Here is an 11,440-nt window from a genome sequence, read left to right on the forward strand (position 1 = left end):
CCAGACTCCGGCAGGTGAGATGGGCGATAGCGGAGACGGGCGACGGCGGCGTTCGGTTGTGTCCGCTCGATCAGGACGGTCACCCGGCGGGACCGGTCCTCGACGAGCCCTCGCTCGTCGAGGCGGTGCGCAGCCGTCCTGACGTCGAACGGTGGGTATGGCGGTCCACGGCCGAGATCTACCGTGCGCTGCTGGCGGCGGGCGTGTGGGTCGAACGGTGCTACGACGTCCAGGCGGCGGAGTCTCTGCTGATCGGACACGAGGAAGGGCAGGCGGGGCAGGCGCGCTCGCTGGCGGCGGGCTGGGCACGGTTGCACAACCTGGCTGTCCCGCCGGATGCTCCCGCGCGGGCCGCCGAGACCCAGCCCTCGCTGTTCGAATCGGGCCCGGTGCCGCTGCCGCCGGGGATCGACGAGTTCACCGCCTTGCTGGCGGTCTATGCCGGACAGGTCGCGCGCACCGCTCGGGCCGAGCATCCCGAGCGCATGCGGTTGCTGCTCGCCGCCGAATCGGCGGGCATGCTCGTCGCTGTCGAGATGGGGCAGCTCGGCATTCCGTGGCGCGCCGATGTACACCGCGAACTCTTGGATTCGATGCTGGGCGAGCGCTTTCCGGGTGGATCCGAACCGCGGCGGATGGCGGAGTTGGCCGAGGAGGTGTCGCGGGCGTTCGGGCCAGGGGTACGAGTCCGGCCCGATCTGCCCGCCGACATCATCAGAGCTTTCGGTCGCGCCGGAATCCTGCTGTCCTCCACCAGGAAATGGGAGATCCAGCAGATCGACCACCCGGCTGTCGCCCCGCTGCTGGCCTACAAATCGCTCTACCGGCTGTACACGGCGCATGGGTGGTCCTGGCTCGAGCAGTGGGTGCACGGCGGCCGCTTCCGCCCCGAGTACCTCCCCGGCGGCACAGTATCGGGGCGTTGGACCACCAATGGTGGTGGCGCACTACAGATTCCGAAGATCATCCGGCAAGCGATCCGGGCCGATCCGGGATGGTCGCTGGTGGTCGCCGACGCCGACCAGATGGAGCCGAGGGTACTGGCGGCGATCTCGCGTGATCCCGGACTGATGGAGGTGGCGGGCCGTGGCGAAGACCTCTACGCGGACCTGGCGGCTCGTGGATTCGGCGGCGATCGAGACCAAGCCAAGATCGCGCTACTGGGCGCCATCTACGGACAGACTTCCGGCGACGCCCTGACCCACCTCGCCGGCCTGCGCCGGCGCTACCCGGCCGCGGTGGCCTATGTCGACGACGCGGCGCACGCGGGCGAGGAAGGCCGCCTGGTGCGCACCTGGCTGGGTCGCACCTGCACGCCGTTGTCGGTCGGGCTCGACGACACGGACGCGCCCCGCGACACCCGCGCCGATTCCGCCGCCCGCGCCCGCGGCCGCTTCACCCGCAACTTCGTGGTGCAGGGCAGCGCCGCCGACTGGGCCCTGTTGGTACTGGCCGGAATCCGGCACGCGATCCGCGACCTGCGCGCGGAACTGGTCTTCTTCCAGCACGACGAAGTGATCGTGCACTGCCCGACCGAGGAAGCCACGGCGGTGGCCGAAGCGATCGCCGCCGCCGCCGACGCGGCGGGCCGGATCGTCTTCGGGCAGACGCCGGTCCGGTTCCCGTTCACCACCGCGGTCGTCCAGTGCTACGGCGACGCCAAGTAGGACGGTCGCCGCGCGCCACCTGCGCCAGTTGTCGGTGGGTATCGGTAGCGTCTTGCCTGTGGAAACAGGGGAACGTATCCAAGAACTCGCCGACCGGATGGTGGCGCTGCGCGACGCCTACTACCAGGGGGCGCCGCTGGTCGCCGACGCGGAATTCGACGCGATCGAAGACGAGCTGCGAGCCCTGATCGAGGCGCATCCCGACCTCGCACCGGACCCGAATCCGCTCGAACAGGTGGGTGCGCCCGCCGTGCTGCACGCCCCGGTACGGCACTCACGCCCGATGCTGTCGCTGGAGAAGGCGACCAAGCCGGAGCAGGTCGAGGCGTTCTTCGGTCGTTTCCCGGGTCAGTCGGTGGTCGTGATGCCCAAGCTCGACGGCTTGTCGCTGGCCCTGGTCTTCGAGAAGGGGCGGCTGGCGCGTGCGGTCACCCGTGGCGACGGCACCACCGGTGACGACGTGACCCCACTGGTCCGTGCTCTCGTCGACGGCGTCCCCGAGCGGATCGAGCTGCCCGGCCGCGTCGAGGTGCGTGGCGAGGCGGTGATGCTGCGGTCGACCTTCCTCGCCTACAACGCCGCGCACCCGGACAAGCCGCTGATCAACCCGCGCAATGCCGCGGCGGGCACCCTGCGGGCGAAGGACCCGGCCACCGTGTCCGAGCGGCGTCTACAGTTCTTCGGCTTCGACCTGGACACCTCGGCCGACGACGCCGCGCACGACCTCGGGGAAGGGCTGCGCGCGATCGGCGTCGCGGGTGCGCAGATGCGCCTGTGCGCCGATGCCGCGCAGGCGCAGGCCGCGATCACCGAGATCGAGCAGGGTCGCAATGATCTCGACTACGACATCGACGGTGCCGTACTACGCCTGGCCGACCGTGATGCCTACGCGGCGGCAGGGACCCGGTCGAACTCCCCGCGGGGTGCGCTGGCATTCAAGTTCGCCGCCGAGGAGAAGACCACGCTGCTGCGCGAGGTGATCTGGGATGTCGGCAAGACGGGCAAGATCGTCCCCGTCGCGTGGCTCGAGCCGGTGTTCGTCGGCGGCACGACGGTCACGAAGGCGACGCTGGCGAACCAAGAGGTGATCCGCGCTCGCGACATCAAGGTCGGTGACACGGTGCTGGTGCGCCGCGCCGGTGATGTCATCCCGTTCGTGGCGGGTGTGCTCGACGCCGCCAAGCGCACGGGCGAGGAACTCGACATCATCTCGCCCACCGTGTGTCCCTCGTGCGGTCAGCCGGTCACCGAGCAGGGCAACAGCCGAGAACTGTTCTGTACCAACGTTTCCTGTCCCGCGCAAACAGTGCGCAGGCTGATCCATTGGGCCTCGCGCGCGGCCGCCGACATCGACGCCATCGGGGGAGTGTGGATCGAACGCCTAGCCGAGGCGGGCATTCTCGAAAGTCCGTCGGACTTCTACACGCTGACCAAAGAGCGGCTGCTCGAATTCGACCGCGTCGGCGAGGTCTCCGCCGCGCGCATGATCGATTCGATCGACGCCAGCCGTCAGGTCGGCCTGCGCCGCGCCCTGATCGGCCTCGCCATTCCGATGGCTTCCGACGGCACCGCCGCGCGCCTGGCTCGGTCGGGCTTCGGCTCCCTGGAGGAGGTCGCCGACGCGGGCGAGGAACGACTGGTCGCGGTGGAGGACATCGGCCCGAAGGTCGCCGCCTCCCTGGTCGCGCACCTGACGCGACTGCGTCCGGAACTGGACCGCCTACGAGAACTCGGCGTCAGTCTCGATGTGCGCGAAGAGGACCTGCCGCCGGTCATCGCGGCGGGCGCGCCCCTCGAGGGCAAGACGGTGGTGATCACCGGTGCGATCAGCGACCCGCGCTCCGGCGAAAAGGTCGCTCGCCCCACCTTTCAGCGCCTTTGTGAGCAGGCTGGGGCGACGGCCGCGTCCTCGGTCTCGGCCAACACCGACATGCTCATCACCGGCGCCGGGGTCGGTGACAGCAAGCTGGCCAAGGCCGAGAAGCTCGGCGTCGAGGTCGTTGACCAGGGTGAGATCTGGACGTTGCTGATCGACGCAAAGGTCATCTGACGGTCGAAAGGCGCCACAGCGGTATCCGCCGAGTTCGGGAGCGGATACCGCTGTGTCGACAGTGTCTTCTCAATCGGTCCGGTGGTCCGGGGCGCGGTCGGTGACGTAGTCCTTCGCCCAGCGGTAGTCGGGTTTGCCGCTGGGGGAGCGGGAGATCGTTTCCGCTATCCAGATGCGTTTGGGGATCTTGTACCCGGCGAGGTGCGGGCGCAGGTGGGTACGCACGGCATCGAAGTCCAGGGTGCGGTCGGGGGCGATCGAGATGATCGCGGCGACCTGCTGGCCCCACCGTTCGTGCGGGACGCCGATGACCACCGCGTCGTAGATCGCGTCGTGGGATTTCACCACGGCCTCGACCTCCTCGGGGAACACCTTCTCGCCCCCGGTGTTGATCACCATGTTGCCGCGGCCGATCAGGGTGATGGAGCCGTCGGACTCGGCGCGGGCGCGGTCGTCGGTGACCACGATGCGGGCGCCGTCCACCGTCTTGAACAGCCGGGCGGTGCGCTCGGGGTCGTTGTAGTAGCCGAGCGGGACCGCGCCGGTCTTGGCCAGCCAGCCCTCCTCGCCGGGAGCGACGGGCCGCCCGTCCTCGTCGACGACCACCGCGCCGCGCCCGGTCTGCACCCGAGGGCCGCGCGCCGGATCGTCGTCCTTCTGCGCGAAACCGATACCGCCGAAACCGGTTTCGGACGAGCCGATCGAGTCCGACACCATCGACGTCGGAAACTGCTCCAGCAGTGCGTTCTTCACCGGCTGCGACAGCAGCGCGGCCCCCGAGGCGATCACGAGCAGCGAGGAGGCGTCCACCGGTGCTTCGACGAAGGTGTCGATGAGCGGGCGAGCCATCGCGTCGCCGGTGATGACCATGACGTGCGGCTGGTGCGTGGCAACGGACTGCCACACCCGCGCCGGGTCGAAGCGCGGCTCGAACAGCACCGTATTCCCCGACCAGAGTGCGTTGAACGTCGGCATCATCGCCGCGGCGTGGATCAGCGGCGGGAGCACGAACCAGATGGCAGGCACGCCCTTGGCGCCGGTCTCGGACTGCTGATACTCGTCGCGCACCGGTTCACCGCTGTAGAAGTCGACCCCGCCGCCGAGCACACGCCACATGTCTTCCTGACGCCACATGACGCCTTTCGGCATGCCGGTGGTGCCGCCGGTGTACATCATGAACAGGTCGTCCGCGGTGCGAGTGACCGAGGGCCGGACCGGGTCTCCCGCCGCGACGAGCTGCTCGTACAGGACCGCGCCCGCGCCCGGTACACCGACATCACGGTCGTCGTCGACGCAGATCGATTGGCGCACAGTCGGTGTGGCCTCGAGGGCCGCACGGACGGTCTCGCCGTAACAGGCGTGGTAGATCAGCACCTCGAGGTCGGCGTTGCCGTAGACGTAGGCCAGCTCGGTCGGGCCGTACCGGTAGTTGATGTTGATCGGCACGGCGGCCAGCTTGAAGCAGGCGAGCAGCGTCTCCATGGTCTCGATGCTGTTGTGCATCTGGAAGCCGATGTGCGTGCCGCGGCCGACGCCCGACTCGGCCAACTGGTTGGCCAGGCGGTTGGCCCGAATATCGAGCTCCCGGAAGGTCACTCGACGATCGCGCTGAATGAGGGCGATGCGATCGGGCATGGCGTCGACGGAGTGTTCGAACAGGTCGGCGAAGTTGTTGGCCATGTCAGTCCATCTCTTGACGATCTCTCACACGACGGTGAGTGGCAGGGGTTTTCCGCGGTCGGTGAAGGAGAAGCCCGCACCGGTACTGAAGCGGGTCACCGCGACCTCGGATGCTTCTCGGAACGGTTGCTCGGCCAGGTCGATGTCGACGGTCCAGCCGTGCTGGTCCGTCGCCGTGACACGGGCGACGAAGCGTGGGTTGACCCCGCGGACCAGGGCATCGAGGGGACGCAGGTCTTCGGGTGTCAGCATCGAAGGCCAGGCCCCGTCGGTTCGAGCCCCACTGACGTGCGGGAAGCGCAGGCGCACACCGGAGGCCAGCACCGCGATGTCGACTCCGGTGTAGTTCACCGGGTTCAGCGCCGGATGCAGGCGCAGGACCGTGGCAAGCGCGTGCGGATCGTCGCCGAGGGCCAGGCATCGACGAATGCGCTCGGAGGTCAGTCCGGCGATCCCGGCGAACTGCTTGCGCCCGATCCCGAGAGCGGTCTCCGCGTCGGCGCGTTCGTTGATGGCGACCATGAACCCGAGGGTCAGCAGATGCTGCTGCAGGCAGATCTCATCGGCCATCCGCCGCAGGGCCGCGTGGGAGAAATCGGCGAACCGCAGATCGCTCAGCAGGGGCCCGGTGTAGTCGGCCATGCCCTCGTCGCCGGGATCGATCTCGGCCAACTCCAGCCCCGCGGCAACGGAATTCGCGAGGAGCGCGGCATTGCGCGGCACCGAGGGCGGGACGTGCGCGGGATCGATGACCACTGTCCACGCGCACACCGGGGTGCGGTCGGCGGGCCGGCGCGGTGGGCGGTGCACCGGCCGAACCTGGGCGTGCGGATTGGTGGCCAGCGCTGTCGCGTCGAAGGTGGGGTCCTCGATGTCGTGGCACATCGCCACCACGAATTCCTCGCCCATCGGTTCGACATCGGCCAGCGCACCGCAGTGATCGAGCCAGAACTCGCCGTGATCGTGGTCGTCGACCCGGAACCGGAAGTCCATGAACTGCGGCGGCGCGCCGATATCGAGTTGCAGCCCCTTGAAGATGGTCTCGACGCTGTCGCCGGTGAAGCGAAGGGCCCGCTGCATCCGGCGGGTGTAGATCGGGCTGGCCAGCTGCCACTCCTCGATGGCCACCGCCGTCATCCCCTCCCGGCCGAAGGCGGCGATAGTGTGCGCCATCCCGGACCGATCGATGAGGTGACCACACAGCAACAGTTCGGGGACCAGCGCGGCCAGTTGGTGCCGGGACAGCCCGGCGTAGCTGCTCATCGGGCTCACCACAGGGAAGCGGGGGATTCGCCGACAGGGTACCAGCCGGGCAGCGGGTCACGCGAGACGGAGCGTTCGATGCGCTTGTGCATGCCCGGCGAGAGCGCGTTGTCGGTGATCATGTCGAGGAACATCGCCGAGACATTGCCGAAGTCGAAGAAGTCACGCTGCCACGACCATTGGAAGTCGCCGCCGTAGCGGAACCAGCTGCCGCCGATGCCCTCGGGGGAGTAGTGGCGGCCGTCGGCGCGCTTGCCCTCGTTGATCTGCTTCCAGAAGCCGATGACGGTGCCGCTGCGCTCGTCGATGACGAACTCCTGGTACGGGTAGGTCCAGCCCTCGAGGCCGAGCATTTCCTGACCGAGGGCGTAATCGCGGATCTCGTCGCGACCGACGGACATGAACTCCTGCTTGGGACCGTAGTTCCAGCCGTAGGTCGCATCCACCGTGTACATCTCGGCGAGGGGCTTCCAGTCGCCCTTCTCCTCGCACCGCTGGTTCTCCACGACCCAGCGCCGAACCATCTCGTCGAGTTCGGCCCGCTCGAAACTTGCCATCAGTCTGTGCCTTTCACGGAGGAGTCGGGTTCGCCACCGTCGGCGATCGACAGAGCTTGGGTGGGGCAGTAGCGGATCGCGGCCTCGACGGCCGTGCGTTGCGCGGCGCCGGGGGTGGCGTCCACGATCTCGACCAGGCCGCGTTTGGGCACAGTGAAGACCGCGGGCGCCTCGTCCTGGCAGACCCCGTGTCCCTGGCACAGATCCAGATCGACCACGATTCTCATGACGCGCCTCCGTCCGGCACCGGCCGCAGGGGCGCCTCGGGCTGCACCTCGACCAGCACCATGTGGACCCCGCGCGGGACGGAGACCACCGTCGCCACCGCGTCGGCGAGATGCTGCGGCCGCAGCATGTAGGGATGGCGGGCCAAGCCCCAGTCCTTCCAGTCCCGCAGCACCGGCCCGACGATCTCGGGGGTCGAATCCATGCCCATTCCGGTCAGGGTCGGGCCCGGCCGTACCAGTGACGCGCGAATGCCGCTGCCTTCCAATTCCATGCGCAGCTGGCCGACCATCGCTTCGAGGCCGTTCTTCGCGGCGCTGTAGGCGCCGGAGCGCGGCCGTGGATTGTCGGCGCAATCGGAGCTGATCACGACCAGATCGCCGCGCCGCCGCGCTGTCATTCCTGGCAGCACCCGGTGGATGAGGCGTTGGGCGCCGACGAGGTGGACCTGCACCTGGAACAGGAATCGCTCCGGGTCCATCTCGCCCACCAGCGAGAATTCGATATCGCCCGCACCGGAGACGAGGATCTCGGTGGGACCGTGCGTGCGCTCGGCGGCCGTCACGAACTCGTCCACGGACGCGGCGTCGGTGACGTCGAGCCGGTGCGCGTATGCCTCGCCGCCGTCGGCGCGGATCTTGGCGGCGATCTCCTCGCACAACTCGACTCGACGCGCGCCCAGCGTCACCGGATGCCCGAGCTGGGCCAGCGCGACGGCGCTCGCGGCGCCGATGCCGGAGGAGGCGCCGGCTATCAGCACGGGCCTGCGGTCGGGATGGGGTTCGAATCGGGGCACTAGCTGACCTCTACTGTGATGGGGAGTTTGGCGAAGCCACGGACATTCGTGGAGTGCACTCGGGCGATGCCGTCGGCGTCGATGTCGAAAGCCGAGACCCGCGAGGCGAATTCGCCGAGCACGATGGTGGCCTCCAGTCGGGCCAGATGAGCGCCGAGGCAGAAGTGCACGCCCGCACCGAAACTGGCGAGCGCGGAGCTGCTGCTGCGGTCGATGACGTAGCTGTCACCGTCGTCGAAGGCCGCCGGATCGCGGTTAGCCGAGCCGATCAGCAACAGCACCTTCGCGCCCGCCGGAATGGTGCCGCCGTGGTATTCGAGGTCGACCGCCGCGGTGCGGGCCACGATCTGGCTGGAGGTGTCGTAGCGCAGGGTTTCCTCCACCCAGTCGCTGACCAGCTCCGGCTCGGCGACGACCTTGGCGTACTCCGCGGGGTTGGCGCCGGCCCAGTAGAGCGCATTACCCAAAAGCTTGGTGGTGGTCTCGTTTCCGGCGACGACCATCAGGAACATGAAGCCGATGATCTCCTCGTCGGTGAGGGTGTCGTCATCGATCTCGGCATCGAGCAGCGCCGAGGTGAGATCGTCGCTGGGCGCGGCGCGGCGCTGGGCGACCATGTCCGCGTAGTAGCCGAACAGCCGGATCGAGGCGTCGATCGCGTCGACGGGCACATCGAGCACGCCCTCTTCGCGGTGGACCACCAGATCGGCCAAGCGGCGGATCTCGGCGCGATCGGGCTCGGGCACGCCCATCAATTCGGAGATGACGTCCATCGGCAGCTTGCCCGCGACCTCGTCGATCCAGTCGAAGCTGCCACGCGCGAGCGCCGGCTCGAGATGCTCGAGGGTGATCTCCCGGATCCGTACTTCCATCTCGGCTACGCGTTTCGGTGTGAAACCCTTGAAAACGAGCCTGCGCATCCGCATATGTCGCGGATCGTCCATTGCCAGGAACGACATCACCCGATGGGCGTGCGGGCCCCAGGCCGCCGGGTCGAGGGAGACGCCATTGGCGCTGGAAAGCCGATTGCTGTCCCGAAATGCCGCGAGCACATCGGAATGCCGGGAAAGTGCCCAGAAATCGAGCTCCGGATTGTGGTAAAGCGGCGCCTCGGTGCGCAATCGGTGGTAAGTCGGGTACGGGTCTTCGTGGAATCCGTAGTCATACGGGTCGAAAGTCACGGGCTCCACTGTGGCGCTGGTCATCGCGAATACCCCGGTTTCGATAGGTCGTCCCCTTCGGTGGCGGGGGCGGACAACCCCGAGGGAGACAGGTAGCTGGACATGTGTCTGGACGGTACCATCGACACGAGTTCGGCACAACGCTTTCAGGGGTCTTGCGGGGGCTGACCGGCTGGTGGTGGCCGAGTTTCCGCCCGGTCAAATATCTGGACCAGTGTCTGGAATGTGGTCCAAATCATATGGTACCGTCACCGCCATGGCACGGGTAGACGACGAAGTTGCACCGGTCAACGGTGGTGCGACGGACGCGAGTGACACAGATGTGCAGGACGGGGAACAGGCCGGTGCCGGGCAGATAATTCGTCGAAACTTCTCCGACACTGTCCTTTCGAGTGTCGCGACTCTGGGCCGGGCTTTGCGTATCGGCGTGGCAGCGAGCTACATCGGTGTGATCGACGCTATTCGCGGGCGATTCCAGGTACACGAAACGCTCACGCAAGCCTGGTTTCTGATCAGGGTCACCGCGGTACCGAGTATTTTGATGGCCATTCCCTTCGGCGTCATCGTTTCCGCGCAAGTCGGCAATATCGTGTCCGAACTCGGGGCCGATTCGATGATCGGTGCGGCGGGCGGACTCGGCGTCATCAAACAGGGTGCGCCGATGGCCACCGCGATGCTGCTGGGTGGGGCGGGCGCCGCCGCGATCGCGGCCGACCTGGGCGCACGGACCGTCCGCGAGGAGGTCGACGCACTGCGGGTGATGGGCATCGACCCTGTGCAACGCCTGGTGGTGCCGCGTATCGCGGCCATGATGTTGGTCGCGCCGCTGCTCAATATCCTGATCATCTTCATCGGCGTCGGCTCGGGCTTCCTGGTCGCGGTGTCGGCGTTGAACGTCACCCCGGGCAGTTACTGGCAGTCCTTCGGCGCCTTCACCACCTCGATCGACGTGTGGGTATCGCTGGTCAAGGCCCTGATCTTCGGCTTCCTGGTCGTCGTGATCGCCTGTCAACGCGGGTTGGAAGCCAAGGGCGGACCGCGCGGTGTCGCCGACGGGGTCAATGCGGCCGTGGTGATGTCGATCGCCGCGGCCGTTGTGCTGAACACCGTGATCACCCAGGTCGTCACGATGTTCTTCCCGGTGAGGATGGCCTGATGAGCGCGCCCTATTATCCCGCCGCGCTGCGGTGGATCGGCTGGCTGCGCCGTCGTGGCATTCGCCCGTTCGGCCCGATCGAGTCGATCGGGTTCGTGCTCGGCTTCTGCTGGCAGGTGCTCTCGTCGGTGCCCTACACGCTCGTGCACTACCGCCGTCAGACGATCACGATGGTGACGGACATGACCTGGGGCCGCGGCTCGGTGATCATCGGCGGTGGTGTGGTGCCGCTGATGCTGTTGCTCGGCGCGGCCATGGGCGCCTCCATCGGCATCGAGGCGTTCAGTGCGCTCGACCTGTTGTCCCTGGGTCAACTCAGCGGCCTCATCTCGGCCTTCGGGGTGACCCGCGAGCTCGCGCCGATCGCGGCGGGGATCGGATTCGCGGCGCAGGCCGGGTGCCGAATGACCGCCGAGATCGGCTCCATGCGCATCTCCGAGGAAATCGACGCGCTCGAATCACTCGGTATCCGGTCGGTGCCGTTCGTCGTGACGACCCGAGTCATCGCCGGGATCTTCGCCGTCGCACCGGCATTCGTGGTCGCGCTGATCCTGAGCTACTTCTCCTGCGCCTTCATCGTCACGACCATCCACGGGACACCGGCCGGAACGTACAACCACTACTTCGAGCAGTTCGTGGTCGGCTGGGATGTCTTCGCCGCGACTGTCAAAGTGATGGTGTTCGCGGTCGCTGTCGTGCTGATCCATTGCTATCAGGGCTTTTTCGCCACGGGCGGTCCCGAGGGCGTGGGGATCGGTTCCGGGCGCGCCATTCGGGCGAGCCTGGTGGCGATCATCGCGCTCGACATGGTCGCCACCATTCTGCTGTGGGGATTTCAATCCCCCGTCACGTTCACCGGGTGATG

General features: G+C 67.6%; 10 protein-coding genes. 4 read left to right on the forward strand and 6 right to left on the reverse strand.

What is annotated here, in order from left to right:
• Positions 1 to 14 precede the first annotated feature (14 nt).
• Together OHS03_RS06175 and ligA are read left to right on the forward strand one after the other, a co-directional pair.
• On the forward strand, positions 15 to 1,667 hold the full coding sequence (locus tag OHS03_RS06175; protein WP_328661465.1) for a bifunctional 3'-5' exonuclease/DNA polymerase: 1,653 nt from the start codon (positions 15 to 17) through the stop codon (positions 1,665 to 1,667).
• Between the two features lie 58 nt (positions 1,668 to 1,725).
• Positions 1,726 to 3,717, forward strand: a complete 1,992-nt coding sequence (ligA, locus tag OHS03_RS06180) for an NAD-dependent DNA ligase LigA (protein WP_328661467.1) — start codon at positions 1,726 to 1,728, stop codon at positions 3,715 to 3,717.
• Positions 3,718 to 3,786: 69 nt separating this feature from the next.
• On the opposite strand, the gene OHS03_RS06185 is transcribed toward ligA, so the two are convergent.
• From OHS03_RS06185 to OHS03_RS06210, 6 genes are read right to left on the reverse strand one after another with little or no spacing between them, the layout of a single operon-like run.
• Positions 3,787 to 5,397, reverse strand: coding sequence for an acyl-CoA synthetase (locus tag OHS03_RS06185; RefSeq protein WP_328661469.1), 1,611 nt, complete (start codon positions 5,395 to 5,397; stop codon positions 3,787 to 3,789).
• Between the two features lie 24 nt (positions 5,398 to 5,421).
• Positions 5,422 to 6,660 carry a hypothetical protein gene (locus OHS03_RS06190; RefSeq protein WP_328661471.1) on the reverse strand — a complete coding sequence of 413 codons (1,239 nt, stop codon included), beginning with the start codon at positions 6,658 to 6,660 and terminating at the stop codon, positions 5,422 to 5,424.
• 5 nt (positions 6,661 to 6,665) lie between these two features.
• A complete protein-coding gene (locus OHS03_RS06195) occupies positions 6,666 to 7,217 on the reverse strand; it encodes a hypothetical protein (RefSeq protein ID WP_063005268.1) in 552 nt (183 codons plus the stop codon).
• Positions 7,217 to 7,444, reverse strand: coding sequence for a ferredoxin (locus OHS03_RS06200; protein WP_328661473.1), 228 nt, complete (start codon positions 7,442 to 7,444; stop codon positions 7,217 to 7,219). Before OHS03_RS06200 ends, OHS03_RS06195 begins: the two co-directional genes overlap by 1 nt.
• Positions 7,441 to 8,238 (reverse strand): SDR family oxidoreductase, encoded by a 798-nt coding sequence (locus tag OHS03_RS06205; RefSeq protein ID WP_062988485.1) that lies wholly within the window; start codon positions 8,236 to 8,238, stop codon positions 7,441 to 7,443. Before OHS03_RS06205 ends, OHS03_RS06200 begins: the two co-directional genes overlap by 4 nt.
• On the reverse strand, positions 8,238 to 9,443 hold the full coding sequence (locus OHS03_RS06210; RefSeq protein ID WP_328661475.1) for a cytochrome P450: 1,206 nt from the start codon (positions 9,441 to 9,443) through the stop codon (positions 8,238 to 8,240). Before OHS03_RS06210 ends, OHS03_RS06205 begins: the two co-directional genes overlap by 1 nt.
• A 190-nt stretch (positions 9,444 to 9,633) precedes the next feature.
• Between OHS03_RS06210 and OHS03_RS06215 the strand changes: the two genes are divergently transcribed.
• Both OHS03_RS06215 and OHS03_RS06220 read left to right on the forward strand, forming a co-directional pair.
• On the forward strand, positions 9,634 to 10,575 hold the full coding sequence (locus OHS03_RS06215; protein ID WP_328661476.1) for an ABC transporter permease: 942 nt from the start codon (positions 9,634 to 9,636) through the stop codon (positions 10,573 to 10,575).
• Positions 10,575 to 11,438 carry an ABC transporter permease gene (locus tag OHS03_RS06220; protein ID WP_328661478.1) on the forward strand — a complete coding sequence of 288 codons (864 nt, stop codon included), beginning with the start codon at positions 10,575 to 10,577 and terminating at the stop codon, positions 11,436 to 11,438. The genes OHS03_RS06215 and OHS03_RS06220 overlap by 1 nt, the downstream gene beginning before the upstream one ends.
• Positions 11,439 to 11,440 lie beyond the last annotated feature (2 nt).

It is taken from the genome of Nocardia salmonicida (genome assembly GCF_036142455.1).
Lineage (GTDB): Bacteria > Actinomycetota > Actinomycetes > Mycobacteriales > Mycobacteriaceae > Nocardia > Nocardia salmonicida.

Bases quoted from the DNA above. Each gene is read 5' to 3' on its own strand.
- OHS03_RS06220 (WP_328661478.1), top strand. From the start codon at position 10,575: ATGAGCGCGCCCTATTATCCCGCCGCGCTGCGGTGGATCGGCTGGCTG.
- OHS03_RS06185 (WP_328661469.1), bottom strand. From the start codon at position 5,397: ATGGCCAACAACTTCGCCGACCTGTTCGAACACTCCGTCGACGCCATG.
- OHS03_RS06200 (WP_328661473.1), bottom strand. From the start codon at position 7,444: ATGAGAATCGTGGTCGATCTGGATCTGTGCCAGGGACACGGGGTCTGC.
- OHS03_RS06210 (WP_328661475.1), bottom strand. From the start codon at position 9,443: ATGACCAGCGCCACAGTGGAGCCCGTGACTTTCGACCCGTATGACTAC.
- OHS03_RS06190 (WP_328661471.1), bottom strand. From the start codon at position 6,660: ATGAGCAGCTACGCCGGGCTGTCCCGGCACCAACTGGCCGCGCTGGTC.
- OHS03_RS06195 (WP_063005268.1), bottom strand. From the start codon at position 7,217: ATGGCAAGTTTCGAGCGGGCCGAACTCGACGAGATGGTTCGGCGCTGG.